Origin of the sequence: Halostella litorea, from assembly GCF_004785955.1 — an archaeon.
Taxonomy (GTDB): domain Archaea; phylum Halobacteriota; class Halobacteria; order Halobacteriales; family Natronoarchaeaceae; genus Halostella; species Halostella litorea.
Genome location: NZ_SJER01000004.1, coordinates 36,204 through 60,003, shown reverse-complemented (window position 1 = coordinate 60,003; position 23,800 = coordinate 36,204). Strand labels below are relative to the sequence as shown.

Here is a 23,800-nt window from a genome sequence, read left to right as displayed (position 1 = left end):
CGTTACGCCTCGGTCCGTCTGACGCGCACGGTCAGGTCGCCGTCGAGCGTGACGGACACCGCCTCGACGGAGCGCTCGTACTGCGCGGGGGGCGTCCCGCCCGACGAGTACGGCGTCACCCGTCGCAACAGCCCCGCGGCTTCGAGCTTCTCGACTTTCCTGTACGTCGTCGACAGCGGGAGCTCGCTCTCCTCGGCGAGCGTCGACACCGGCTTCGGCTTCGTCGCCGCCCGGAAGAGCCGCACGGCGTCGTCGTCGGCCAGTAGCTCGACGACTGTCGCCGGGTCCGGAAGCCCGCTGTCGGATCGCCCGTCGCCGTTGCGCGAGGCGCGGTCCTCGCGCGTGGTGCTCGCCGACACGGTTACAGGTACGCGGGAACCTCGGAAGGGCCGTCCGCTCCAAAATGCAGTCGTTTTTAAGCGACCCCTCGCCGGCGGCCTATCCGAGCGCGATATCGAGGTACAGCATCACGATCACGCCCGCTATCGTCCCGGCGGTGGCGACGCGCTCGTGGCCGCGGGCGTGAGTCTCGGGCACTATCTCGTCGCTGATGACGAACAGCATGGCACCCGCCGCGAAGCCCATCGCGTAGGGCAGCAGGGCCGAGACGGCCCCGACCGCGTACGCGCCGAGCACGGCCAGCGGGATCTCCACGACGCCGGCGCGGATCCCGGTAAACACCGCGTAGTCGCGCCGGTCGAGGCCGGCGTTGATCGCGGCGACCGACACCGCAAGCCCCTCGGGCACGTTCTGGATCCCGATCGCAAGCATCAGCGGGATCGCGGTGCCGAGGTCGCCGCTGCCGAAGCCGACGCCGACGGCCAGCCCCTCGGGCATGTTGTGGATCGTGATCGCCAGCACGAACAGCACCACGCCGGCGAGGCGCTCGTCCGCCACCGGCAGCGAGTCGCTCGGGTTCGCCGCGTCCGGCCGGCGACGGCCGGACAGCAGGTAGTGGGCGTGGGGGACGAGCACGTCGGACCGGTCCAGCACCACCGCGCCCAGCGCCACGCCGACCAGCGTGGGTATCGGGTCGCCGCCCGAGTACGTCTCGATGCCGGGGATGATGAGGCTCGTGAAACTGGCCGCCAGCATTACGCCCGCGGCGAAGCCGAGCGTCCCGTCGAGCGCGCGCTCGGACGGGTCCCGCCAGACGAACACCAGCGACGCCCCGATCAGGTTGAGCGTCGCGATGAAGAGGCCGCCGACCAGGCCGTTGACGATCGGGTCCGAGCCGAACAGCGACTCGATCACCATCCGTCCCACCGACCGTGCTCGTTCATTCGTTACGCCCGCCGTCGAACCCCGCCCCCTTGAAACTGTCCACGCGCAGGCCGTCTCGGCCGCCGTCCGGCTCTACGGATGGCGTCGCTCGCCGACGTGGCGGACAACGACCAGCACTCGCCCGTCGGGACGGCGGAGCCCCGAGCGGCCGGTCAGCCGCGCCGCCGGACCCCAAGTGGTTGCGGTCGCGGCGATCCGTTAGCCGTCGTCCGGGTTCGCGTCCGGGCCGTCGCCCGCCTTGCCGTCGGCCCAGTCCCGCCGGCGCGCCTCGGGGTCGCGGGCCGCGGGGTCGCCGTACCCCCCGCCACCCGGCGTCAGCACCGCGACGGTCGTGCCGGCGGACACCTCCCGGGTGCACTTCGGCGGGACCGCGTCGCCGTCGATGCGGTTCTCGCCGGTCGCCCCGTCCGCGCCGTCCGCGACGCCGGCGGGCGCGCGGCGACGGCGCTCGGTCAGCAGGGAGACGACGGCGTCCGTCTCGACCGTCACCGCGCGTTCCAGCCCGAGGCCGCCGCGGTGTTCGCCGTCGCCGCCGCTGTCGGGGCGGAGCGCGTACCGCTCCACGCGGAGCGGGTACTCCGTCTCGATCGATTCGACGGGCGTGTTGAGCGTGTTCGTCATCCCGACCTGCACGCCGTCCATCCCGTCGCGGCCGGGCCGCCCGCCGAAGCCGCCGCCGACCGTCTCGTAGTAGGTGTAGCCGTCCGCGCCGCGGCCCCCGACGACGAGGTTGTTCATCGTCCCCTGCCCGTCCGCGGGCAGTTCGCCGGGCAGCGCCTCGCGGAACGCCGACAGCGTCACGTCGGCGACGCGCTGGCTCGTCTCGACGTTGCCGCCGACCACGGCCGCCGGCGGGCGCGGGTTCAGCAGCGACCCCTCGGGCGCGTGGACGGTGATCGGCTCGTAACAGCCGTGATTCGGCGGTATCTCCGGGTCCGTCACCGCCCGGACGACGAAGTAGACGGCGCTTTTCGTCACGGCCAGCGGCGCGTTGACGTTGCCCGGCACCTGGTCGGCCGTGCCCGCGAAGTCGACCGTCACCGCGGAGCCGTCGACGGTCAGTTCGACCGCGACCGGGACGTCGGCGTCCCCGGCGGGGCCGTCCGTCACGCCGTCGCCCTCCATCGCGTCGCTGGCGCGGTAGGTGCCGTCCGGGACCGCGGCCAGTTCGCGTTCGACCCGCTCCCGGGAGTAGTCGATCACGGCGTCGAACGCGGTCGAAAGCCGGTCGCGGCCCCGTTCGGCCAGCAGTTCGCCGACGCGCTCCTCGCCGCGGTCGTTGGCCGCCAACTGGGCCCGGAGGTCGGCGCGGCGCTCCTCGGGGTTCCGCACGTTCGTCAGGAACAGGTCGCGCACGTCCTCGACCACCTCGCCGGCCGCCCGGAGTGCGACCGGCGGGAGCCGGATCCCCTCCTGGTACACCTCCGTCGCCCCGGCCGGCATGCTCCCGGGGGCGGAGCCGCCGACGTCCGCGTGGTGGGCGCGGGTCGCCGCGAAGCCGACGATCCGGCCCTCGGGCGCGACCGGCGAGACGATGGTCACGTCCGGCAGGTGCGTGCCGCCGGCGAAGGGGTCGTTCAGGACGTACGCGTCGCCCGGCGCGGGGTCGCGCTCCCGCACCGCGTCGACGGCCGCCGGCATCGCGCCGAGGTGGACCGGGATGTGCTCGGCCTGGGCGACCATGCGGCCGTCCGCGTCGAACAGCGCCGCCGAGCAGTCCTTGCGCTCCTTGATGTTCGGCGAGTACGCGCCCCGGACCAGCACCGTCCCCATCTCCTCGGCGATCCCCTCCAGCCGGTTCCGCAGCACCTCCAGCGTCACGGGGTCCACTTCGCCGCCCGCGACCCCGTCCGGGTCGTCCCCGGGACCGCGGTCGGTCACTGTGACCCCTCCGTGAGGACCACCGCCCCGTCGCGCCGGACGGTGCCGGCCCACGCCGGCGGCACGACCGTCGTGCTCTCCCGGCCGTCGAGGACCGCGGGGCCGTCGACCCGCGACCCGGGCGACAGCGACCGCCGGTCGTAGACGGCGGCTTCACGGGCCTCGCCGTCGAACCACGCCTCGCGGGTGCCCCGGCGGGCGTCGTCCTCGGGGTCGTGGACGGTGTCGGCGACCCCGCGCTCGACCCGCGCGGTCGCCCGGAGCGTGACGGCCTCGACCGGTTCGTCGACGCTGTAGCCGTACGCCCGTTCGTGGGCGGCGCGGAAGCGCTCGCGGACCGCCGCGGCGTCGAAGTCGCCGTCGACCCGGACCGGGAGTTCGAAGCTCTGGCCCGCGTAGCGGCAGTCGGCGGTCCGCTCGACGGCCGCCGCGTCCGGCTCCGTCACGTCCGCCAGCGCCTCGTCGGCCAACTCCGCGAATACCTCGTCCACGGCGGCCGGGTCGGCGTCGTCGAGGCGGACCAGCCGGGTGCGGACCGCGTCGTGCTCCTCGTCGGCGTCGAGCAAGCCGTACGCCGAGAGGACGCCGCTCGGCAGCGGGACGACGACCGGGTCGAGGCCGAGTTCGGCCGCGAGCGCCGCGGCGTGCATCGGCCCTGCACCGCCGAAGGCGACCAGCCCGAACTCGCGGGGGTCGACCCCGCGCTCGACCGTCACCTCGCGGATCGCCCGCGTCATCGTCGCGTTCGCCACGCGGTAGACCCCGCGTGCGGCCGCCAGCGCGCCGTCCAGGCCCGTGTCGTCCGCGAGGTCGGCGAGCGCGTCGTGGGCCGCCGCGGCGTCGAGTTCGAGTTCGCCGCCCAGCGCCGCCGACTCGTCGACGTAGCCGAGGGCGACGGCGGCGTCCGTGACGGTGGCGCGCTCGCCGCCCCGGCCGTAGCAGGCCGGCCCGGGGTCGGCACCGGCGGACTCCGGCCCCACGCGGAGCGCCTCGCCCGAATCGACCCACGCGACGCTCCCGCCGCCGGAGCCGACCGTGTGCACGTCGACCATCCGCGTCCGGACCGGGATGCCGTCCACGTCGGCGTCCGCGGTGCGCTCCGCGCGGCCGTCCCGGACGAGGCTCACGTCGCTCGACGTGCCGCCCATGTCGAACGTGACGAGGCCGGCCAGGTCGCGCTCGTCGCGGACCGCCTCTCCGGCGCGGCTCGCGCCCACGACGCCCGCCGCCGGCCCGGAGAGCACCGTCCCGACCGGCCTGCTCCGCACCGCGTCGGCCGTGGCGACGCCGCCGTTGGACTGCATGACCCGCGGCGACGGAACCCCCGCCTCCCCCGTGCGCTCGACGAGGCGGCCGAGGTAGGCGTCGACGGTCGGCGCGACGTACGCGTCGACCGCAGTCGTCGCCGTCCGCTCGAACTCGCGGAACTCGGCCAGCACCTCGTGGGACGCCGACACCGGGACGTCCAGTTCCTCGCGGAGGACGGCGGCGGCGCGGCGCTCGTTCTCGGGGTGGGCGTAAGCGTGGAGGAACGCGACGGCGACGCTCTCGACGCCGGCCGACCGCAGTTCGGCGGCCACCCCGCGCAACTCGCCCCCGTCGACCGGCGTCTCGACGCCGTCGGGCGTCGTCCGCTCCGTCACCTCGTAGCGCCGCCGCCGCGGGACCAGGGGGGCCGGCTTCTCGGCGTCGAGGTCGTACAGCGCCGGCCGGGCCTGCCGGCCGATCTCCAGCACGTCGCGGAACCCCTCGGTCGTGACGAGCGCAGTCGTCGCGCCGGCCCGTTCGAGCAGGGCGTTGACCGACACCGTCGTCCCGTGGACGAACTCCTCGATCTCGCCGGGTTCGATCCCGGCGGTCCGGCAGGCCTTGCGGATCCCCTCGACCACGCCGACGCTCTGGTCGTCGGTCGTCGGCACCTTCGCCGTGACGAGGTCGCTCTCGCCCGTGACGAGCACGACGTCGGTGAACGTCCCGCCCACGTCGACGCCCACCCGCGCGCTGCTCACGCGGCGGTCACCTCGCCGTTTACGCCCCGCAGCGGTGTGTCGTGTCCGAACATCCTGCGTGTCTACCGTCCCCACGGCCCGGTTCGGGCAAAAGCGTTGCCGTGATCGAACGATCGGTCGACGGGCCTTCCCCCGCTCCCGCGTATGCGAGCGAGTCCGGCGGGTCCGACGAGTGTATGCGGTTTTTTATACCAGCCGACGGAAGGGACCGACGATGAGCGCGGGCGACGGACAGGAGCCGAACGAGGCCCTCTTCACGCTCCTGGAGGACGACTACGCCCGCGAGATCCTCGTCGAGACCCACGACGAGCCGCGCTCGGCGAGGGCGCTGAGCGAGGCCTGTGACGCCTCGCGATCGACTATCTACAGACGCATCGAACGCCTGCAGGACCACGGCCTGGTCGAGAGCCGACAGCAACTCGACCCGGACGGCCACCACCGCGAGGTGTTCGTGGCCACGCTCCGGCGCGTGTCAGTCGAGCTGACCGACGACGGCTTCGTCGTCGAGGTCGACCGCGCCGAGGAGGACGCGGCGAACCGCTTCACCAGACTGTACGAGGAGTTCGCCGGATGATGGGGGCATCCATCGGGACGGCCGCGGGCACGCTCGGGCCGGCAGCGGTCGCGCAGATCGAGGTTTCGGGCGGCTCCGTCGGCGTCGCCGTCGCGGCGCTCGTGACGTTCTTCGTCGCCCTGGCGCTGTCGGTGGTCGTCACGTACCAGTGCGTCCGCGGCTACCGGCAGTCCCAGCGGCGGCCGATGCTGTTGCTCGCCGTCGGCGTGTTCCTGCTGGCCAGCGCCCCGATGTTCCTCCGCCTGCTGCTCGGGAACCTGAACGCCGTCCCCCCGACGACGCGGATCTTCGTCGTCGCGGTGACCGAACTGGCCGGGCTCCTGACGATCCTCTACGTGGTGTACGACCCATGATATCACAACCGATCGCCGACGCCGCGACCGCGCTCACCGCCGTCGTCGGACTGTACGTCGCGTACCTCGCCTACCGCGGGTACCGGAAGAACGCGAGCCCCGTCATGCGGGCGCTCGCGGTCGGCATCGTCCTCATCGCCGTCGTGCCGTTCCTCGTCATCAACGTCGTCACGCCCGCGGCGCGGCTGACCGACGGCCAGGGGCTGCTCGCCGTGCTCGTCTCCCACACCGCCGGACTGGTCGTGATCTACGCGACCCTTCGGGGCTGATACTTATTCGTTTCGCCGGGTCGCCGACGCGGCAACGCTGTTCCCCGTTATACGGTCGTCCCGCCGAAAGGTCGAACCGTAAACGATGTCAACCGCTGACCACAGCCCGCCCGGTCCCCTCCGGCGGTTCCTCGGCGTGCCGTTCCGCACGCAGACGTACAGCAACCTCGCGTACCTGGCGCTTGCCTTCCCGCTGGGCCTGGCGTACTTCATCGGGATCACGCTCGGCCTCTCCTTCGGCGGGGCGCTGGTGATCGTGTGGATCGGCGTGCCGATACTGCTTGGCACCATCGCCGCCGCCACGGTCATCGCCGGCTTCGAAGCGGCGCTCGCACGCCGACTCGTCGGCACGGACGCCCAGTCCCCGCCGTCGCTCCGCGGGTTCGACCCCTCGAACGTCCCCCGGCCCGGCGAGGGCGTCATCGCGGCCGTCGTCCGGTTTCTCCTCCGGCCGACGACGTGGACGAGCCTCCTGCTCGTCCTGGTGAAGTTCGTTTTCGGTGTCGTCGCGTTCTCCGCGCTGGTGGCGACCGGCGCGACCGTCGCCACCGCGCTCGGCGCCCCGCTGCTCTATGATCAGCCCGGCGTCGTGTACCACGTCGGGGGCTACACGGTGACGACGCTCGAAACCGCGCTGGCGATAAGCGGGGCCGGCCTCGTCGGCGTGTTCGTCGGGTTTTACCTGCTGAACCGCCTCGCGGAGGCCGGCGCGGCCGTGACCGCCGCCCTCCTCGACGTCGCGAACGAACGGTCCGACGCCGAACCCGCCGACCCCGGGTCGGACGGGGACGCCGGAGCCTCCTGACCCTCCGACGGACGACGTCGGGGTTGCGTTCTGCTCACCGGGCGCACAAAACATAACTATCCCGTGTAGTTTTAAGACATACTAAATTTTGAACTTTACTTGTCCGGGAGTTCGGCGCTGACTCCGGGATGGGATCGCTGGTCCACGTTTACACAGAATACTCCGCTTAAATCCTTTATTGGACTTTAAATCCCTGATCTGACTAAATAGATCGCCGTTCGGTTGGTAGCTGGCGAATCGTAGGCGTATCGGCAGTATATAGCCCAGGAAAGAGAAATAGGGACAGTTTTCGGGAATATCCGTATCCTATGAGTCCAAGTTGGCGATCAACTGCCGTTACCGATCCATCGCCACTAAATAACAGATTTAAATAATACATTGGAATATTATGTATTGTTGGTTCTTGGGAACTCGCACTCTCGTCCCGGTGATGCTCGTGAAGGTGCAATGATGAGCGCGTGGTACGGGCGGCTGACGGGTGAACAAAGCACTTAAGCCGCCGATGGCCGAACGTCTGCCCCCATGACAGCGGACCCGGAGGACATCATCAGCGTCGGCGACCGCCTGCTCCGGCAGCATCCGGACTCGTTCTCGAACGAGTTCAGCACGAACAAACGGGTCGTGACGGACGTGACGGACGTCGGGTCGACGCGCCTCCGCAACCGGATCGCGGGCTACATCACCCGGCAGAAAGTCGAGGTCTGACCAGTACGGGGACCGGTTCCCGGCGGTCCGCGGAACGCGCCGGCCGGCCGCGCTCGTGTCCCAGCGCGGCGCTCAGGGGCGATGAGGAAAGACTTTTCCCCGTGTGTGCGGCTCCTGAGAACGTATGTTGCTCAGCGGGACGGTAGTCGCGGATTCGGGGACCGTCGTTCACGACGGCGCAGTCGTGGTGGACGGCTCGGAGATAGCGGCCGTCGGGGACCGGGACGACCTCGTCGACCGGTATCCCGGGCACGAGCGGCGGGAGTACGACGTGCTCCTGCCGGGGCTGGTCGGGGGGCACATCCACTCCGTCCAGAGCCTTGGGAGGGGCATCGCGGACGACACGGAACTGCTCGACTGGCTGTTCGACTACATCCTGCCGATGGAGGCCTCGCTGTCGGCCGAGGAGATGGAAATCGCCGCCAAACTGGGCTACCTGGAGATGATCGAGAGCGGGACGACGACCTGCGTCGACCACCTCTCGGTCGACCACGCGGACCGGGCGTTCGAGGCGGCCGGCGAGGTCGGCATCCGGGGCGTGCTGGGGAAGGTGCTGATGGACCGGCGGTCGCCGCGGGGGCTGCTGGAGGACACCGAGGACGCGCTCGCGGAGTCCGAGCGGCTGATCCGGGAGTACCACGGCTCGTTCGACGACCGCATCCGCTACGCCGTGACGCCGCGGTTCGCGGTGTCCTGCACCGAGGAGTGCCTGCGGGGCGCCCGGGAACTCGCCGATAAATACGACGGAGTCCGGATCCACACGCACGCGAGCGAGAACCAGAGCGAAATCGAGACGGTGAAGGAGGACACCGGGATGCGGAACATCCACTGGCTGGACGAGGTGGGGCTGACCGGCGAGGACGTCGTCCTCGCCCACTGCGTCTGGACCGACGAGAGCGAGCGGGAGGTGCTCGCGGAGACGGGCACCCACGTCACCCACTGCCCGTCGTCGAACATGAAGCTCGCGAGCGGGGTCGCGCCGGTGTGGGACTACCTCGACCGCGACATCAACGTCGCGCTGGGCAACGACGGGCCGCCGTGTAACAACACGCTCGACCCGTTCACCGAGATGCGCCAGGCCAGCCTCCTCCAGAAGGTCGACCGGCTCGACCCGACGGCGACGCCCGCGAGGGAGATATTCGAGATGGCCACGATAAACGGCGCGAAGGCGGCCGGCTTCGACCGGCTCGGCGCGATCCGCGAGGGCTGGCGCGCGGACATCGTCGGCCTGCGGACGGACGTCACCCGGGCGACGCCGCTGCACGACGTGCTCTCGCACCTCGTGTTCGGCGCACACGGCGACGACGTCGAGTTCACGATGGTCGACGGGAACGTCCTCGTCGACGACGGCGAGGTGACGGCCGTCGACGCCGAGGAGATCCGACAGGAGGCGGCCGACGTCGGCCTCTCGCTCGACGACCACCGCGAGGCGGCGCGGGAAGTGAAGCCCTGACCGTCACGTCGCGGCCCGCCGCTGGGAAACGTTATTGGTAGTACGTACGTTGCCATCCCACATGGAAGTCGACGTGAGCGGAACCGTGTGCCCGCAGACGGTACTGGTCGTGAAGCGCTGTCTGGCGGAGCTATCGCCCGGGGAGGAGTTGACTGTCGTCGGGGACTACCCGCCCGCCGAGCGGAGCATCCGGCGGTCGTGCCACAAGCACGGCTACCCCGTGACGTCGGCGTCGACCGCGGACCCCGACGCGGAGTTCGCGCTGCGGATCCGCGTCACCGAGGAGGCGACGCGCCCGGCCTCGGCCGACTGACCGCCGGTGCTTGCCGTCGAACGCTGGGACCGGCGGCCCCGCCGGTGTGTTACGACCCGCGTGTCACTCGTTCGCGGCGATCGCCTCGATCTCAAGCCCCGCGTCCTTCGGCAGGCTCGCGACTTCGACCGCGCTCCGGGCCGGCGGTTCGTCGTCGAAGAACCCGGCGTACGTCTCGTTCATCTCGTCGAAGTCGTCGATGTCGTCCATGAACACGGTCACTTTCAGTACGTCGCTCATCCCCAGTCCCTCCGCCGCGAGGACCCCCTCGACGTTCGAGAGCGCCTGCTCGGCCTGCGCGGCGATCGGCTCGTCGTCGAGCAGTTCCCCGTCGGGCGTCATCGGAAGCTGACCCGCCGTGAACACCACGTCGCCGTTCGTCGTCGCCTGACTGTACGCGCCGACCGCCGCAGGGGCATCGTCCGTGCTGATGACTCGTTTCATACGGAAACACTCCGAGCATCGCCCCTTAATGATTTCCCCGACGCCGCCTCCCTCGCCCGCCGTCAGGGGACGGCCACGCGCGTACGACATCCGTCGCGGGTCCGCCGGAGTGATCGCATGTGTGTCAATAAGCTATTAGTACCGATACGACATCTGTGGGAATCGACAGCACATGACAGAGAGGGACGGATCCATCGATCTGGCGTACGAACTCGAAGACAAACCGCCGGCGGCGAAGGCGGCCTTCCTCGGTATCCAGCACGTCGCGGCCATGATCGTGCCGGCCACCGCGGTGGCCCTCATCGTCGGGAACGGCGTCGGAGCCGGTACCGCCGACGTCTCGTTCATGGTGCAGATGGTGCTCGTGTTCTCCGGCCTCGCGACGCTCGTACAGGTGTTCCCGATCGGCCCCGTCGGGGCCCGCCTCCCGGTCGTCATGGGGACGAGTTTCGCGTTTGTCGGCGCTTCGATCACGATAGGGCTCGAATACGGCCTCGACGCCGTGTTCGGCGCTATCGTGGTCGCGGCGCTGGTCGAGGTGCTGATCGGGTGGCAGTTCGACCGCATCAAACGGTTCTTCCCGCCGCTGGTCACCGGCCTCATCGTCATGATCATCGGCCTGTACCTCGTTCCGGTCGGGGTCGACTACCTGGCCGGCGGGGCGGGGGCCGCCGACTACGGCTCCTACGAGAACCTCGGCCTCGGCATGCTCGTGCTGGCGGTCACCGTCGGGCTGAACCTCTTCTCCGAGGGGACGTTACGGATACTGAGCATCCTGGTCGGGATCACGGTCGGCTACGTCGCGGCGATCGCGCTCGGCGTCGTCGACTTCTCGGCGGTCGGCCAGGCGGGGTGGTTCGCGGTGCCGACGCCGGGGCGGTTCGGGTTCTCGTTCGAACCGGTCGCGATCCTCACGTTCACCGCCATCCACATCACCGCCGCGATCGAGTCGATCGGCGACATCACCGGCATCACCGCCGCGGAGGGGCGCAACCCTGACGACGACGAGATCACCGGTGGGCTCTTCGTCGACGGCCTCGGTAGCTCCCTCGGCGCGGTGTTCGGGGCGTTCCCGCTGACGACGTTCTCGCAGAACGTCGGGCTCATCAACTTCACCGGCGTGATGAGTCGCTACGTCGTCGGCGTCAGCGGCGCCGTCCTCGTCGTGCTCGGATTCGTCCCGAAGATAAGCGCCGTCGTGACGACCATCCCGAGCGCAGTGCTCGGGGGCGCGGTGCTTGTCATGTTCGGGATGATCATGTCGAGCGGCATCCGCCTCATCTTCCTGAACGAGCGGATGAACCGCCGGAACATGGTCATCATCGCCACGTCGATCACGCTCGGACTGGGCGTGGAGTTCCGGCCGGAGGCGCTCAGCGCGCTGCCGGACCGGGCGACCATCTTCTTCGGCAACGCGATCATCATGACGGCCATCTCCGCGGTCCTGCTCAACACGCTGGTGCCGCGGGAGGCCGACTCGGACATCGACGAGGCGGAGGTGACGGGCGACCTGGAGGACGACCTCGGGCCGGACGCCACCCCCGCAAGCGAGGACTGACGGCTCCCTGCCGCCGGACGTGCGGCCGTTCGGCAGACGATCGTCCCGGACGACCCCGACCGAATCCCGGGACACGAGCCGCATAGCTCGTTACAGGTGTATTGCTGTAACGAGTCGGAAGGCGTGATCTTCCCCGCGTAAGCGACGAATACCGAATAGTAAGGTAAGTCTGAGAAAACGCTGTGTACGGTCACCGAACCGCGACGTAGTAATACACATTTTCGAATATAAGGTGTAATGATCCAAACCTTGAAACGACGTGTCGGTGTGTGACACGGAACATGAGCACTCCGGAGCGCCCCGACACGGACGGGGACTCGGTCGTGTTGTACGATATCGAGGACAGACCCCCGCTGGGGGAAGCGATCCCGCTCGGGATACAGCACGTCCTCGCGATGTTCCTTGGGAACGTCGCGCCCCCGCTCATCCTCGCGGGCGCGGTGGGGTCGGTGACGGGTGAGACGACGTTCCTCGTCCAGATGGCGCTCATCGTCGCGGGCGTGTCGACGATCGTGCAGGCGTATCCGGTCGGCCCGGTGGGCGCGCGGCTCCCCGTCGTCATGGGGACCAGTTTCGCCTTCCTCTCGCCGCTCATCGCGATCGGGAACCAGTTCGGCATCGCGGCCGTCTTCGGCGCGTCGCTGATCGCGGCCCCCGTCGAGATGGCGATGGGCGTCTCGCTCGACCGCTTCCGGGACTACTTCCCGCCGCTCGTCACCGGGATCGTCGTGATGCTCATCGGCCTCACGCTGATCCCGACGGGGATGGACTACGCGGCGGGGGCCTCCGCCGGCCCGTCGGCCGAGGGGTACGGCTCCCTCACCAACCTCGGCCTGGCCGGCCTCGTGCTGGTCGTGACCGTCGTCCTCAACCAGTTCTTCGAGGGCTTCCTCCGCGTCATCAGCGTCTTCGTCGGCATCGTCGTCGGCTACGCCGCCGCGCTCGCGCTGAACGTGGTCGACCTCTCGCCCGTCGCCTCCGCCGGGTGGGTGATGGTCCCCCAGCCGCTCAAGTACGGCCTCGCCTTCGAGCCCAGCGCCGTCGTCACCGTCGCCTTCCTCTATGTCATCACCGGGATGGAGACGATCGGCGACATCTCGGGGACGGTCTCGGCGACGGGGCGCGACGCGACCCAGTCGGAACTGCGCGGCGGCCTCATCGCCGACGGGGTGATGAGCATGGTCGGCGCGGTGTTCAACGCCATGCCCAACACGTCCTTCTCGCAGAACGTCGGCCTCGTCAACTTCACGGGCGTCGCCAGCCGGTACGTCGTCGGGATCGGCGGCGTCGTCCTGCTGGTGCTCGGGTTCGTCCCCAAGATCGGCGCGGTCGTCTCGGCGATGCCGGACGCGGTGCTCGGCGGCGGCGCGCTGGTCCTGTTCGCGATGATCTTCTCGTCGGGCGCGCGCATCGTCACGTCGAACGTCACGCTCGACCACCGGAACTCGACGATCCTCGCGCTGTCGATGGCGCTGGGGCTCGGCGTCTCGTTCCGCCCGGCGGTCCTCCAGGCGTTCCCGTCAGAGGTTCAGACCCTGTTCGGCTCCGCGCTCGTGACCGGCGGCATGGCCGCGCTGCTGTTGAACGTCGTGTTGCCGGGCGGCGGCGTCGGCACGGGGCCGACCGAGTACACCGACGGCCTCGCGCCCGACACGCCGATGGACGTGGAGGGGGACGTCCCCGACCCCGCCGGGGGTGACGACGACTGATCCCCTCCCGGCGCGGCGGCGACGAACGCCCGCCCCGAGTGAACCGATCTCATGGCAAAGTATTTCCCGGCGGGGAGCCGGGTTTGGGTATGCGATTCGGTAGCGAGGGACTCACAGAGCCGGACGGAGGCCGACCACGGACACGGACCCGGGCCGCAGCGGGCGGGGGTGACCCGGCGTGACCGACAGCGTCGACACGCTCGTCCGCGGCACGGTCGTCAACGTCGCCACCGGGAACTTAGAAGAGGGAGCCGTGGCGATAGACGACGGGGTCGTCGTCGCGCTGGAGAAACGGCCCGCCGACCGGGAACTGACGGCGAACTACGTCGCCCCGGGCCTCATCGACGCGCACATGCACGTCGAGTCGAGCATGGTGACGCTCCCCCAGTACGGGGCGGCCGTCGTGCCACGCGGCGTGACGAGCGTGATCCACGACCCCCACGAGATAGCGAACGTGGTCGGCGCGGCGGGCGTCCGCGCGGTCGTCGCGGACGCCGAGCACACGCCCCTGAAGGCGCGGTTCACCGTCCCGTCGAGCGTCCCGGCGTCGGACCTCCAGGACGGCGGGGCGACGCTTCCGGCCGACGCCGTGGCGGACCTGCTCGACGAACCGAACGTCGTGGCGCTGGGCGAGGTGATGAACGCCCCCGGCCTGCTCGCGGGCGACGAGGAGGTCCACGCGAAGATCCGGGCGGCCCGGGAGCGCGACCTGACAGTCGACGGCCACATACCCCGGCTGACCGGCTCCGACCTCCAGGAGGCGGCACGTTACCTCGACACCGACCACGAGAGCATCACCCTCGTCGAGGCCCGGGAGAAGGTCGACGCCGGCCTCCGCGTGTACCTGCGCGAGGGCTCGTCCAGCAGGAACCTCGCCGACCTGCTGCCCCTCGCCGACGAGGTCGACAGCCGGCGGCTCTCGCTCTGTACCGACGACCGCGAGGTGACGGACCTGGTCGAGGAAGGCGGCGTCGACTGCGCGCTCCGGACGGCGGTCCGGGAGGGCGCGGACCCCGTCGAGGCCGTGCAGATGGCGACGATAAACACCGCCGAGGCCTACGACCTCCCGTTCGGCCGCATCGAACCCGGCGCGCCGGCGGATCTGGTCCTCCTCGACGACCTGGCGGCGTGGGACGTCGACCGCGTGCTGGTCGACGGCGAGGTCGACCCGACGACGGACGGCAGCTCCCCGCCGTCGACCAACGTCGCGACGGACACGGTCGAGTTCCCGGCGGTGTCGGCCGCGGACCTCGCGATCACGGTCCCGGACGGCCGCGACGGCACCGAGCGCGTCCGGGTCGTCGACGCGGTCGGCGGGCTCCAAACCGCCCGCATGGAGACGGCTGTGCCGGTCCGGGACGGGACGCTCGTCGCGGCCCCGGACGACGACGTGGCGGCCCTGGCGGTCATCGAGCGCCACGGCGGGAGCGGCGGGATCGGCCGCGGCTTCGTCCACGGCCTCGGCGTCGAGCGCGGCGCGGTCGGCTCGACGGTCGCCCACGACGCCCACAACTGCGTCGTCGCCGGCGCGGACCACGCGGCGATGGCGACGGTGGCGAACGAACTGCGGGAGATGAACGGCGGGGTCGCCGCGTACGACCCCGCGACCGACGAACTCTCGGCCATCGCGCTCCCGGTCGCCGGGCTGATGTCCGACGAACCGGTCGAGGTGGTCCGCGAGCGGTTCGAGGCGGTCGAGCGGCGGGCCGTCGAACTGGGGATGGCCAAAAGCGGCCTGATGGAGCTGTCGTTCCTCGCCCTGGAGGTGATCCCGGAGTACCGGCTCACGAACAACGGCCTCGTCGACGTCGAGGAGGCGGCGTACGTGGACGTCGTGGTGTCCTGAGGTGGGCTGCTATTCGGCGTCCGATTCCAGGTCCGCCCGGAAGTCGACGTCCCGCGTCACGCCGGGGTCGTCGACATCGACGAGAACGCTGTCCTCGTGGGTCTCGATCAGGTCCCGCCCCCCGCGGTCACCGGACACGTCCGCCAGGGCGTCGTAGTGGCGCTTCCCGAACAGCGCGGGGTTGCCGCGCCGGCCGTCGTAGGCTGGGGCGACGATAGATCCGTCGCCGCGCGCGTACGCCGCCACCACGGCGTCGACCGTGGCCGGGCGGACGAACGGCATGTCGCCCAGCATGAAGACGGCGGCGTCCCAGCCCCGCTCCCGGGCGGCGGCGACGCCGACCCGGACCGAGGTGCTCTGTCCCGCCGCGTAGTCCTCGTTCCGCCTGACGGCGTCCGTGAGGCCGTCGACGGCCGCCGTCACCCGCTCGGCCTCGTGTCCGACGACGGCGACCACCTCGGCGACCGCCGACCGACGCAGGGTCTTCGCCGCGCGTTCGACGACCGGCCTCCCGTCGACCTCGGCGAGGAGTTTGTTCCCGCCCTCGAATCGGGATCCCAGGCCCGCCGCGAGCACCACGCCGCCGACGCGGGGGGACGTAGCCGAGTCGTCCGGACCGTCCGCGTCGTTCGCTCCGTCGACGCCGTCCTCCGGGCCGCCGTCGGTCCGCCGGGCCGAAGCGCCGTCGGACCGCGTTCCGGGCTGGTCGGTCATATCTCATCGTGGGGCCGGAACGGTACTGGTTCTTTCCCCGGCGCCCGGCGACGTGTCCGACCCCCGGATCTGCTCCCGACCAGCTGCCCCGTTACGCCCGCCGGCGGGACGGCCGCCCCTCGACCGGGAGACAGACGTCGCGCTCGAAGGAGGTGACGAGGCCGCGGTCGAAGCGGTCGGTGCGGCCGATGGCGTGGTCGAGAACCGCCCGCGCAGTCTCACGCCGCTCCGGCGTGTCGGCCTTGTTGACGACCGGGGTGACGGTCGCGGCGTCGGGTGCGCCTTTCAGGCCGCCGTCGGGGCTCGCGAGGACGGCCCCGACCGCCTCGGGCGTGATCGCGTCGCCGACCGCGAGGTCCGTGATCGCCGCGACGCGCTCCGGGCGGTGGACGGTCGCCTCGTCGAGCAGGTCGCCGACGGCGGCCACCGAGGCCACGGGGACGACGTGGGTCGCCCTGTCGGGGACCGCCGGTTCGTCGGGCCCGGGCGCTTTGAACTCGCGCCGGCGCGCCCCGTCGGCTTTCACGACCAGCCAGTCGAAGATCCCCCTGGCGAAGAAGTCGTCGAGCGCGTCGGGGTCGAACCCCTCGACCTTGCGGTCGACGCGCTCGGGGTCGGCCACCCACGAGGCGGCGAACGCCGCGGGCGGTTCGTCCTCCGCGACAGCGTACGGCGACGCCTCGACGTCCGCGACGGTCAGCGGCAGGTCGGGCGGTGGGGGCATCCGGGTCGTCGTGGTGTATCCGACGTCGTAGCCCCGTTCGGTGCCCTCCGCCGCGAGCCGCCCCATCGCGGTCTTCTTCCCGCCCGCGCCGACGAACGCGACGAGTTCGCGGTCGCCGAGCGGGAGGGCCTCGGACAGTCGCATACCCACCCTGCACGGGCCGGATGGATATACCTTTGCGACGCACCGAGCCGACACCGTTTTGCGATCCACTCGCATACCGGCCCGTATGGCACGCGTTGACGTCACCGGCGAAGTGTGCCCGCGCCCGGCGCTGATCGTCCGCCGCGAACTCGCCGAACTCAACGCGGGGGACGAACTAGTGGTCCGCGGGGACTACCCGCCGGCCGAGCGGAACCTCCGCCGCATGTGTCGCAAGCACGGGTTCGCCGTCTCCGACGCCGACGGGGAGTCGGCGGACGGGGCCGGCGCGGACGCCGACGCGTTCGAACTGGCGATAGAGGTGACCGAGGACGCCGACGTCCCGGGGGCGTAGCGATGGCGGACGGCCCCGACGCCGACGTCCGCCTCACCGAGTACGCGGAGCTCCACGGCTGCTCGTGCAAGGTCGGGCAGGGCGACCTCGACGACCTGCTCGGGGAGGCGGGCCTCACCGAGCCCAGCGACGACCTGCTGTTCGGCGTCGGCGAAGACGCCGCCGCGCGGCGGCTGACCGACGACCTCGCGCTGGTGTCGACGGTCGACTTCTTCACGCCCATCGTCGACGACCCGTACGACTTCGGCCGCGTCGCCGCCTGCAACGCCGCGAGCGACGCGTTCGCCACGGGGGCGACGGAGAACCTCGACTTCCTCGTCGTCCTCGGCCTCCCGCAGGAACTGACGGATGTCGCGCCGGCGCTGCTCGCGGGCGTCGCCGACGCGGTCGAGGGGATGGGCGGCGTCGTCGCGGGCGGCCACACGATCGTCAGCCCGTGGCCGTTCGCGGGCGGTGCGGTCTCCGCGACCGCCTCGCCCGACGTCCTGCTGACCTCCCAGGGCGCGACGCCGGGCGACGAACTGTACCTCACGAAGCCGCTCGGCACGCAGTCGGCGATGGGCGCGCTCCGCGTCACGGACGGCGAGTTCGCCGACCTCGTCGCCGACGCCGCCGGGCGGCCGGTCGAGCGGATCGGCGAGGAGGCGCTGGCGTGGATGACGACGCCGAACCGCGCGGCCGCCGAGGCCGCCCGCGACCTCGCGGGCGCGGCGACGGACGTCACCGGTTTCGGCCTCGTCGGCCAGTCGGCGGTGCTCGCGGCGAACTCCGGCGTCGGCGTCGAGGTGACGCGCCTGCCCGTCATCGAGGGGACCGAAGACCTCTCCGAGTTGTTCGGCTACGGGCTGGCCGACGGCGAGAGCGCGGAGACCAGTGGGGGGCTGCTCCTGTCGGTTCCGGCCGCGCGCGCCGCCGACCTCGAATCGCGGTTCGACGCCGCCGGCGTCTTCTACCGCCGGATCGGCCGCGTCACCGACGGCTCCGGGGTGACGCTTCGCGGCCCCGAACTGGAGCCGGTCAGTCGGTGAGTCCGGCGGACGCGCCGCCTCACCGCAAGCGCAACAGGGCCTCCAGCACGCCGCCGCCGAGACAGAGCGCCTTGTCGGATATCTTCGCCGGATCGACTTCCTCGCCGCGGGGGTCGACGTCGCCGAGTTTCGTCCCCTCGTCGACGTCCAGGCCGCCGTGGACCAGCCCGCGGACCAGCCCGTCTATCTCCATGGTCACGGCCTCGCTCCCGACGTGGCCGACGGTATCGCCGGCCGAGACGAGGTCGCCGATATCGACGGTCGGCTCCCAGACCCCCGCGCCGGGCGCGCGGAGGACGCGCTCGTGCGTGTAGCCGCGGCGCTCGCCGGGTTCGCCGTCGTACGGGCTCGCCCGCCCCTCGTAGATGGCGCGGCCCAGTTCGTGGCCGCGGTCCGTCTCGACGACGGCGTCGACGTCCGCGCCGGCCTCGAACCCGGGGCCGAGGCCCACGACCACGTCGGCGTCGCCGCGGCGGGTGCCGGTGTCGGTCCGTCCCTTCGCCATGATCGCGTCCACGAGCACGGCGGCGTCCAGTTCCGCGGCGACCGCCGCGTCCGGGTCGGCGAGCACCGGGACCGCGTCGTCGGCGAGCACCGCGACGGCCTCGTCGACGTCGGCCGCGCGTCGCGCGTCGACCCCTTCGACCGACACCTCGTCCTCGTACATCGCCGCGCCGAACGCCACCCCGCGGCGAACGACGGTCGGTCGCTCGACCTCGGTCACGACAACCGGGAACCCGGCCTGATGCAGTCGGTAGACGACGCCGCTGCCGAGGTCGCCGCCGCCCCGGACCACGGCGAGGTCGTCGAGGTCCAACCGGGTCGCGCGCCGACCGGTGGCGTCGTGCCGGTCCATGTGCACCTCGGAGAGGACCGAGAGCGCGACGTCCTCCGGGCCGCTGCCGCCGAGGTCGAGTCCGACCGGCGCGCGGACCCGGGCGAGGTCACGCCGGCCGTACCCCTCCTCCGCGAGCCCGTCGATCACCCGATCGGCCTTCGTCCCGCTGGCGACTAGGCCGACGTAGCCCGCGCCGCCGTCCAGCGCCGCGGCGACGGCGCGCCGGTCGAACGTCCCGCTCCGCGTCGCGACGGCGACTGCGGTCTCGGCGGTCATCGGCAGGTCGCCGAGCGCGGCCTCGTAATCGCCGTGTATCACGTCCACCCCGTCGGGGAAGCTCTCGGGGTCGGCGTACTCCGCGCGGTCGTCGACCACCGTCACGTCGTAGCCGAGTCGCTCGGCCAGCGGAGCGAGTTCGAGCGCGATGTGGCCGGCCCCGGCGACGTAGAGGCGCGCGTTGCCGCGGATCCGATCGACGAACACGTCCATCGTGCCGCCACAGACCATCCCGGTGTTGCCGTCGGGTTCGAGCTCGTACGTCCGGACGCCGGACTCGGCCTCGTCGGCGAGCACCGCCCGCGCGTCCTGGACGGCGAGGTGTTCGACGTGCCCGCCGCCGATCGTGCCGAACGCGTCGTCCGGCGTGACGAGCATCCGGTCGCCGACGTCGCGCGGGGCGCTCCCGTCCTTGTCCACGATGGTCAGCATCGCGGCGGCCTCGCCGCGGTCGACCAGTTCGGCGACGCGATCGAAGAGGCTCATACGAAGCTCCGCACCTCGTGCTCCTCCATCAGTTCGACCACGGCGTCGTACGGGACGCGCTCGACCGCCGGCGGGAGGTCGACGCCGCGCACGTCGACGTCCTTCCCGACGGCGTAGAGTTCGGCGTCGACGTCCGGCGACAGGTAGACGCCGTCCTGGATCAGCACGACGTGCGCGTCGGGGTCTTCCGCGACGGTTCGAAGTCCGACCTCGGCCAGCGGCTTGTCTAGCAGGTAGAGCATGGTCAGAAGTCCAGCGTGCAGTCAGCGTCCCGGACGAGCGCCGTCACCTCCTCGCCCGGCCGGACGGTCACGTCGTCGGCTATCTCGCCCGCGTCGATCCCCCGCTCGGCCATCGCGGCGGCGTCGACCACCATCGCGCCGTCCCCCTCGTGCAGGTCGGCGACGTGGCCCGGCATGTTGAGCGCCTCGCGGTCGACGGCTTCCCGCGCGGCGTACGTGCCGTCCTGCGTAAACACGACAGTCACGTCGTGGCCGTCGAACCCGGCGGCGACGCCGCGGGCGGCCCGCAGGCCCTCGGGGACATGCACGCGGCCGTACGGCGCGCGCGTCAGCAACACGACGACGTCCCGCTTCATAGCGACACCACCCGGTCGGCTTCCCCGATCACGTCGGCCAGGTCCGGCAGGAGTCCGACCTCGACGCCGTCGGGGTAGTCGTCGGGCGCGTCGATGCCGCGCGCGTCGACACAGAGGCCACAGCAGATGACCTCCGCGCCGTCCGCGACCAGCTCCTGGAACTTCTCGGTCGGCATCTCGTCGTACAGCCCCGTGTCCGAGCAGTCCGGGAACGTCTGGTCCGCGACCGGGACGAGCGCGCCGTCGAGGTAGTGGAAGAACGTCACCTCGTGGCCGCGGTCCAGCGCCGCCCGGCCCAGTTCATAGGCCGTCCGCCAGCGCTCGCTGTCGAACGGGCCGCCGGTGAGGAGAAACCCGATGTACGCCATTGGTTACCGTTCGAACCGAGCGGACAATAACTGTTCCGCCGGTCCGGATCACGCCGACCGTTCGTCCAGCGCCGCCTTCACGTCCTCGGCCGTGATCGGCAGCGAGGTGACCCGCACGCCGACGGCGTCGCGGACGGCGTTGCTGAGCGCGGGCGGCACGCCGTTGGTCGGCAGTTCGGCGATCGACTTCGCGCCGAACGGGCCGGTCGGCTCGTGGGTCTCGACGATGATCGTCTCCATCGGCGGGTGGTCGGTGGTGCGGGGCATCCCGTACCCCCGGAAGCCCAGCGTCTCGGGGTTGCCCTCGTCGTCGAACTCCAGGCCGCCGCTCGTCGCGAACTCCAGGCTCATGTGTTCGCCGCCCTCGATCTGGCCCTCGACGAGCGCGGGGTTGATGGCGACGCCGCAGTCCGCGGCGAAGACCATCTCGTTTATCTCGTACTCGCCGGTCCGCTCGTCGACGGTCACGTCGACGAACTGCGCGCCGTACGGCGGCGGCGACTCGTCGGTCGAGTGGCTCCCCTTCCCGAGGATGTGTTCGCGGCCGTCGTCGCCGTAGGTCGCCTCGTAGCCGACCTCCTTCAGCGAGACGCGCTCGCCGGTCGCCTCGCTGACGACCGCGCCGTCGGCCGCCGTCAGGTCATCCGCGGGTTCGTCCAGCATCCGGGACGCCCAGTCGAGGATGCGTTCCCGGGCGTCCTCGGCGGCCTCCTTGACCGCCTGCCCGCTGATGTAGGTGGTCGAGGAGGCGTACGCGCCGTAGTCGAACGGCGTCAGGTCCGTGTCCGAGGCGACGACGACCACGTCCTCGGGATCGCAGCCGAGCACCTCCGCGGCGACCTGTCCGAACATCGTGTCCGCGCCCGTGCCGGTGTCGACGCCGCCGACCTGGAGGACGAAGGAGCCGTCCTCGTTCATCTTGATCTGGGCCGCGCCGAGTTCCTTCCCGGCGACGCCGCTGCCCTGCGCGATGAGCGCCACGCCGACGCCGCGGTGCAGGTGGTCCTCGTCGGGCTGGTCGATGTCGTCGTAGCCGATGGCGTCCTTGCCGCGCTCGATGCACTCGCGGAGCCCGCAGGAGCGGATCTCCCGGGCGAACCGGTCGCCCTCCTTCAGGATGGCGACGCTGCGGTCGACGTCTCCCTCGCGGACGGCGTTGCGCTTCCGGAACTCGACCGGGTCGAGGTCGAGTCGCCGGGCGACCTCGTCCATGTGGGACTCGACGGCGAAGTGGCCCTGGGGCGCGCCGTAGCCCCGCATCGCCGCGCCCATCGGCAGGTTCGTGTGGACCACGTCGCCCTCGAACCGGACGTTCGGAACGCGGGGGTACAGCGGCAGCGGCTTCGTGCCGACGTTGTTGGCGACGGTCATCCCGTGCGTGCCGTACGCCCCGGAGTTCGACAGCGTGTACAGGTCCATCGCCTCGACGTCGCCGTCCTCGCTGACGGCCGTCTTCATCCGCATCCGCATCGGGTGGCGGAACCGCAGCGCGTAGAACTCCTCGCGGCGGCTCATCTCCAGTTTGACGGGCTTGCCGGCCGCCAGGTGAAGCGCGAAGGCGATCGGCTCGATCGCCATCTCCTGTTTCGCGCCGAAGCCCGCGCCGATCCGCGGCTTGGTGACGCGGACGTCGCGGATCGGGACGTCGAACAGGTGGGCGATCTGCCGGCGCGTGTGGAACGGGACCTGCGTGGCCGTGATGAAGTGGTACCGGTCGTCCTCGTCGGTGTGGACGATCGTCGTGTGGGGCTCGGGGACGCAGTGGGACTGGTACGGCGTCTCCCACTCCGTCTCGACCACGTGCTCGTCGTCCGCCCGGTCGAACGCCCGCGCCACGTCGCCGATCTCGCCCTCGAAGTGCGATTCGAGGTTCCGCTCGTAGTCCGCGCCGGCCTGCTTGTTCTCGACGTCGTCCGGCTCGAACAGCTGCGGCGCGTCCGGCTCCGTCGCCTCCTCGGGGTCGAGCACCGGCTCCAGTTCCTCGTACTCCACCTCGACCTTCCGGGCGGCGCGGTCGGCCGTCTCCGAGTCCTCGGCGGCGACGGCCGCGACCGGGTCGCCGACGAACCGGACGTGCTCGCGGAGCACGCGCAGGTCCCACGGGCTCGGCTCGGGGTACGACTGGCCCGAACTGGAGTACGGCTCGTCCGGGACGACGTCGTCCCACGGCGTGATCACGGCGTACACGCCGTCCATCGCCTCGGCCTCGCTCGTATCGACGTCGCGGACGTACCCGTGTGCGACGTCGCTTCTGATCACCTTCCCCTCGGCCAGATCGGGGAAGCGCTCGCGGTAGTCGGCGGTGTACCGGGCCTCGCCCGTGACTATCTTCCGCGCGTCGTCCTTCTCGACGTCCTCGGACAGGTGTTCGCGCTCCGCGCCCGCCCGGCGGTCGTCCTCGCCGCCCTCGCGCTCCGCCGGCGACGCGTCCGTCTCGGTGGCCCCCTCCGCAACCTGCCGGTTTCCGCGTCCGTCGGCCTCGTCCCGGTCCTCCCCGACGTTGCTCATCGCGACTCCCCCTCCCCGCGGCGCGTCGGGTACTCCCGGTCGAGCGCGACCGTTCCGCCGTCGGCCGCCAGCGCCGCGTCGCCGTCCATGCGGTCGGCCGCGTCCAGCACCGCCTCGACGATCTTCTTGTACCCCGTGCACCGACAGAGGTTGTCCGACAGCGCCTCGCGGACCTCCGCCTCCGAGGGGTCCGGATTCTCCTCCAGCAGCGCCTTCGAGCGCATGATCATCCCGGGGATGCAGAAGCCACACTGGAGCGCGGAGTTGTCGACGAACGCCGCCTGGATCGGGTGGAGGTCGTCCTGGGACCCCAGCCCCTCTATCGTCTCCACCGACGACCCGTCGGCCCTCGCGACCGGCGTGACGCAGGACATCGCCGGCTCGCCGTCGATCTGGACCGTACACATCCCGCACGCGCCGGTGTCGCAGCCGCGCTTCGGGCCGGTGTATCCGTTCCGCCGCAACACGTCGAGCAACACGTCCGACTTCGCCGCGTCGAACGTGCGCCGTTTGCCGTTGAGTTCCAGTTCGAGTTGCATGAGCACACCTTGGGAAGGAGTC

General features: G+C 71.2%; 25 protein-coding genes. 12 read left to right on the top strand and 13 right to left on the bottom strand.

Annotated elements, in window-relative coordinates:
• Nucleotides 1-2: 2 nt before the first annotated feature.
• The 4 genes from EYW40_RS13230 to EYW40_RS13215 form a co-directional block, all read right to left on the bottom strand.
• Complete coding sequence (locus EYW40_RS13230; RefSeq protein WP_161973212.1) at nt 3-359, bottom strand: helix-turn-helix domain-containing protein; 357 nt, start codon at nt 357-359, stop codon at nt 3-5.
• Between the two features lie 79 nt (nt 360-438).
• The gene (locus EYW40_RS13225) at nt 439-1,257 is read right to left on the bottom strand and encodes a ZIP family metal transporter (protein ID WP_135822127.1); all 819 of its coding nucleotides are present in this window, start codon (nt 1,255-1,257) and stop codon (nt 439-441) included.
• A gap of 225 nt (nt 1,258-1,482) precedes the next feature.
• A complete protein-coding gene (locus EYW40_RS13220; RefSeq protein ID WP_135822126.1) occupies nt 1,483-3,165 on the bottom strand; it encodes a hydantoinase B/oxoprolinase family protein in 1,683 nt (560 codons plus the stop codon).
• Complete coding sequence (locus EYW40_RS13215; RefSeq protein WP_202614540.1) at nt 3,162-5,174, bottom strand: hydantoinase/oxoprolinase family protein; 2,013 nt, start codon at nt 5,172-5,174, stop codon at nt 3,162-3,164. The genes EYW40_RS13220 and EYW40_RS13215 overlap by 4 nt, the downstream gene beginning before the upstream one ends.
• 214 nt (nt 5,175-5,388) lie before the next feature.
• Between EYW40_RS13215 and EYW40_RS13210 the strand changes: the two genes are divergently transcribed.
• From EYW40_RS13210 to EYW40_RS13180, 7 genes are all read left to right on the top strand, one after another.
• Entirely contained in the window at nt 5,389-5,748 is a 360-nt protein-coding gene (locus tag EYW40_RS13210; protein ID WP_135822124.1) for an ArsR/SmtB family transcription factor, read from the top strand.
• On the top strand, nt 5,745-6,101 hold the full coding sequence (locus tag EYW40_RS13205) for a DUF7521 family protein (protein ID WP_135822123.1): 357 nt from the start codon (nt 5,745-5,747) through the stop codon (nt 6,099-6,101). Before EYW40_RS13210 ends, EYW40_RS13205 begins: the two co-directional genes overlap by 4 nt.
• Entirely contained in the window at nt 6,098-6,370 is a 273-nt protein-coding gene (locus EYW40_RS13200) for a DUF7521 family protein (RefSeq protein WP_135822122.1), read from the top strand. Before EYW40_RS13205 ends, EYW40_RS13200 begins: the two co-directional genes overlap by 4 nt.
• Nucleotides 6,371-6,455: 85 nt before the next feature.
• Complete coding sequence (locus EYW40_RS13195; protein ID WP_135822121.1) at nt 6,456-7,175, top strand: sensor domain-containing protein; 720 nt, start codon at nt 6,456-6,458, stop codon at nt 7,173-7,175.
• A 522-nt stretch (nt 7,176-7,697) separates the two neighbouring features.
• Nucleotides 7,698-7,880 (top strand): 30S ribosomal protein S17e, encoded by a 183-nt coding sequence (locus EYW40_RS13190; protein WP_135822120.1) that lies wholly within the window; start codon nt 7,698-7,700, stop codon nt 7,878-7,880.
• Between the two features lie 124 nt (nt 7,881-8,004).
• A complete protein-coding gene (locus EYW40_RS13185) occupies nt 8,005-9,333 on the top strand; it encodes a 5'-deoxyadenosine deaminase (RefSeq protein ID WP_135822119.1) in 1,329 nt (442 codons plus the stop codon).
• 61 nt (nt 9,334-9,394) lie between these two features.
• Nucleotides 9,395-9,646 (top strand): sulfurtransferase TusA family protein, encoded by a 252-nt coding sequence (locus tag EYW40_RS13180; protein WP_135822118.1) that lies wholly within the window; start codon nt 9,395-9,397, stop codon nt 9,644-9,646.
• Between the two features lie 63 nt (nt 9,647-9,709).
• On the opposite strand, the gene EYW40_RS13175 is transcribed toward EYW40_RS13180, so the two are convergent.
• Entirely contained in the window at nt 9,710-10,090 is a 381-nt protein-coding gene (locus EYW40_RS13175) for a Rid family detoxifying hydrolase (RefSeq protein WP_135822117.1), read from the bottom strand.
• A 172-nt stretch (nt 10,091-10,262) separates the two neighbouring features.
• Between EYW40_RS13175 and EYW40_RS13170 the strand changes: the two genes are divergently transcribed.
• The 3 genes from EYW40_RS13170 to EYW40_RS13160 all read left to right on the top strand — a co-directional run bounded on the left by EYW40_RS13170 (nt 10,263) and on the right by EYW40_RS13160 (nt 15,203).
• Complete coding sequence (locus EYW40_RS13170) at nt 10,263-11,648, top strand: uracil-xanthine permease family protein (protein WP_135822116.1); 1,386 nt, start codon at nt 10,263-10,265, stop codon at nt 11,646-11,648.
• A 281-nt stretch (nt 11,649-11,929) separates the two neighbouring features.
• Complete coding sequence (locus EYW40_RS13165) at nt 11,930-13,357, top strand: uracil-xanthine permease family protein (RefSeq protein WP_135822115.1); 1,428 nt, start codon at nt 11,930-11,932, stop codon at nt 13,355-13,357.
• A 178-nt stretch (nt 13,358-13,535) separates the two neighbouring features.
• Nucleotides 13,536-15,203 (top strand): adenine deaminase, encoded by a 1,668-nt coding sequence (locus EYW40_RS13160; protein WP_135822114.1) that lies wholly within the window; start codon nt 13,536-13,538, stop codon nt 15,201-15,203.
• 9 nt (nt 15,204-15,212) lie between these two features.
• Here EYW40_RS13160 and EYW40_RS13155 read toward each other — a convergent pair whose 3' ends face one another.
• On the bottom strand, nt 15,213-15,917 hold the full coding sequence (locus EYW40_RS13155) for a nucleotidyltransferase family protein (RefSeq protein WP_135822113.1): 705 nt from the start codon (nt 15,915-15,917) through the stop codon (nt 15,213-15,215).
• A 91-nt stretch (nt 15,918-16,008) separates the two neighbouring features.
• A complete protein-coding gene (gene yqeC / locus EYW40_RS13150) occupies nt 16,009-16,785 on the bottom strand; it encodes a selenium cofactor biosynthesis protein YqeC (RefSeq protein ID WP_135822112.1) in 777 nt (258 codons plus the stop codon).
• A gap of 85 nt (nt 16,786-16,870) precedes the next feature.
• Here yqeC and EYW40_RS13145 point away from each other — a divergent pair, with 85 nt between their 5' ends.
• The gene (locus EYW40_RS13145) at nt 16,871-17,137 is read left to right on the top strand and encodes a sulfurtransferase TusA family protein (RefSeq protein ID WP_135822111.1); all 267 of its coding nucleotides are present in this window, start codon (nt 16,871-16,873) and stop codon (nt 17,135-17,137) included.
• Nucleotides 17,138-17,139: 2 nt separating this feature from the next.
• On the top strand, nt 17,140-18,165 hold the full coding sequence (selD, locus tag EYW40_RS13140; protein WP_135822110.1) for a selenide, water dikinase SelD: 1,026 nt from the start codon (nt 17,140-17,142) through the stop codon (nt 18,163-18,165).
• Between the two features lie 19 nt (nt 18,166-18,184).
• Here selD and yqeB read toward each other — a convergent pair whose 3' ends face one another.
• Genes yqeB through EYW40_RS13110 form a run of 6 tightly spaced genes read right to left on the bottom strand, consistent with a single transcriptional unit; the run spans nt 18,185 to nt 23,778 of the window.
• Nucleotides 18,185-19,765, bottom strand: a complete 1,581-nt coding sequence (gene yqeB, locus EYW40_RS13135; RefSeq protein ID WP_135822109.1) for a selenium-dependent molybdenum cofactor biosynthesis protein YqeB — start codon at nt 19,763-19,765, stop codon at nt 18,185-18,187.
• Nucleotides 19,762-20,007 (bottom strand): DsrH/TusB family sulfur metabolism protein, encoded by a 246-nt coding sequence (locus EYW40_RS13130; protein WP_135822108.1) that lies wholly within the window; start codon nt 20,005-20,007, stop codon nt 19,762-19,764. The genes yqeB and EYW40_RS13130 overlap by 4 nt, the downstream gene beginning before the upstream one ends.
• Before the next feature lie 2 nt (nt 20,008-20,009).
• Nucleotides 20,010-20,363, bottom strand: coding sequence for a DsrE family protein (locus tag EYW40_RS13125; protein WP_135822107.1), 354 nt, complete (start codon nt 20,361-20,363; stop codon nt 20,010-20,012).
• Complete coding sequence (locus EYW40_RS13120) at nt 20,360-20,731, bottom strand: DsrE/DsrF/TusD sulfur relay family protein (RefSeq protein WP_135822106.1); 372 nt, start codon at nt 20,729-20,731, stop codon at nt 20,360-20,362. Before EYW40_RS13120 ends, EYW40_RS13125 begins: the two co-directional genes overlap by 4 nt.
• 48 nt (nt 20,732-20,779) lie before the next feature.
• Nucleotides 20,780-23,239: a xanthine dehydrogenase family protein molybdopterin-binding subunit gene (locus EYW40_RS13115; RefSeq protein WP_135822105.1), complete on the bottom strand. Its 2,460-nt coding sequence runs from the start codon at nt 23,237-23,239 to the stop codon at nt 20,780-20,782.
• Entirely contained in the window at nt 23,236-23,778 is a 543-nt protein-coding gene (locus EYW40_RS13110) for a (2Fe-2S)-binding protein (RefSeq protein WP_135822104.1), read from the bottom strand. Before EYW40_RS13110 ends, EYW40_RS13115 begins: the two co-directional genes overlap by 4 nt.
• Nucleotides 23,779-23,800: the final 22 nt, after the last annotated feature.

Bases quoted from the DNA above. Each gene is read 5' to 3' on its own strand.
- EYW40_RS13185 (WP_135822119.1), top strand. From the start codon at position 8,005: ATGTTGCTCAGCGGGACGGTAGTCGCGGATTCGGGGACCGTCGTTCAC.
- EYW40_RS13110 (WP_135822104.1), bottom strand. From the start codon at position 23,778: ATGCAACTCGAACTGGAACTCAACGGCAAACGGCGCACGTTCGACGCG.
- yqeC (WP_135822112.1), bottom strand. From the start codon at position 16,785: ATGCGACTGTCCGAGGCCCTCCCGCTCGGCGACCGCGAACTCGTCGCG.
- EYW40_RS13165 (WP_135822115.1), top strand. From the start codon at position 11,930: ATGAGCACTCCGGAGCGCCCCGACACGGACGGGGACTCGGTCGTGTTG.
- EYW40_RS13145 (WP_135822111.1), top strand. From the start codon at position 16,871: ATGGCACGCGTTGACGTCACCGGCGAAGTGTGCCCGCGCCCGGCGCTG.
- EYW40_RS13205 (WP_135822123.1), top strand. From the start codon at position 5,745: ATGATGGGGGCATCCATCGGGACGGCCGCGGGCACGCTCGGGCCGGCA.
- EYW40_RS13155 (WP_135822113.1), bottom strand. From the start codon at position 15,917: ATGACCGACCAGCCCGGAACGCGGTCCGACGGCGCTTCGGCCCGGCGG.
- EYW40_RS13125 (WP_135822107.1), bottom strand. From the start codon at position 20,363: ATGAAGCGGGACGTCGTCGTGTTGCTGACGCGCGCGCCGTACGGCCGC.
- EYW40_RS13225 (WP_135822127.1), bottom strand. From the start codon at position 1,257: ATGGTGATCGAGTCGCTGTTCGGCTCGGACCCGATCGTCAACGGCCTG.
- EYW40_RS13130 (WP_135822108.1), bottom strand. From the start codon at position 20,007: ATGCTCTACCTGCTAGACAAGCCGCTGGCCGAGGTCGGACTTCGAACC.
- EYW40_RS13175 (WP_135822117.1), bottom strand. From the start codon at position 10,090: ATGAAACGAGTCATCAGCACGGACGATGCCCCTGCGGCGGTCGGCGCG.
- EYW40_RS13210 (WP_135822124.1), top strand. From the start codon at position 5,389: ATGAGCGCGGGCGACGGACAGGAGCCGAACGAGGCCCTCTTCACGCTC.
- EYW40_RS13190 (WP_135822120.1), top strand. From the start codon at position 7,698: ATGACAGCGGACCCGGAGGACATCATCAGCGTCGGCGACCGCCTGCTC.
- EYW40_RS13195 (WP_135822121.1), top strand. From the start codon at position 6,456: ATGTCAACCGCTGACCACAGCCCGCCCGGTCCCCTCCGGCGGTTCCTC.
- yqeB (WP_135822109.1), bottom strand. From the start codon at position 19,765: ATGAGCCTCTTCGATCGCGTCGCCGAACTGGTCGACCGCGGCGAGGCC.
- EYW40_RS13200 (WP_135822122.1), top strand. From the start codon at position 6,098: ATGATATCACAACCGATCGCCGACGCCGCGACCGCGCTCACCGCCGTC.
- EYW40_RS13115 (WP_135822105.1), bottom strand. From the start codon at position 23,239: ATGAGCAACGTCGGGGAGGACCGGGACGAGGCCGACGGACGCGGAAAC.
- EYW40_RS13180 (WP_135822118.1), top strand. From the start codon at position 9,395: ATGGAAGTCGACGTGAGCGGAACCGTGTGCCCGCAGACGGTACTGGTC.
- EYW40_RS13170 (WP_135822116.1), top strand. From the start codon at position 10,263: ATGACAGAGAGGGACGGATCCATCGATCTGGCGTACGAACTCGAAGAC.
- EYW40_RS13120 (WP_135822106.1), bottom strand. From the start codon at position 20,731: ATGGCGTACATCGGGTTTCTCCTCACCGGCGGCCCGTTCGACAGCGAG.
- selD (WP_135822110.1), top strand. From the start codon at position 17,140: ATGGCGGACGGCCCCGACGCCGACGTCCGCCTCACCGAGTACGCGGAG.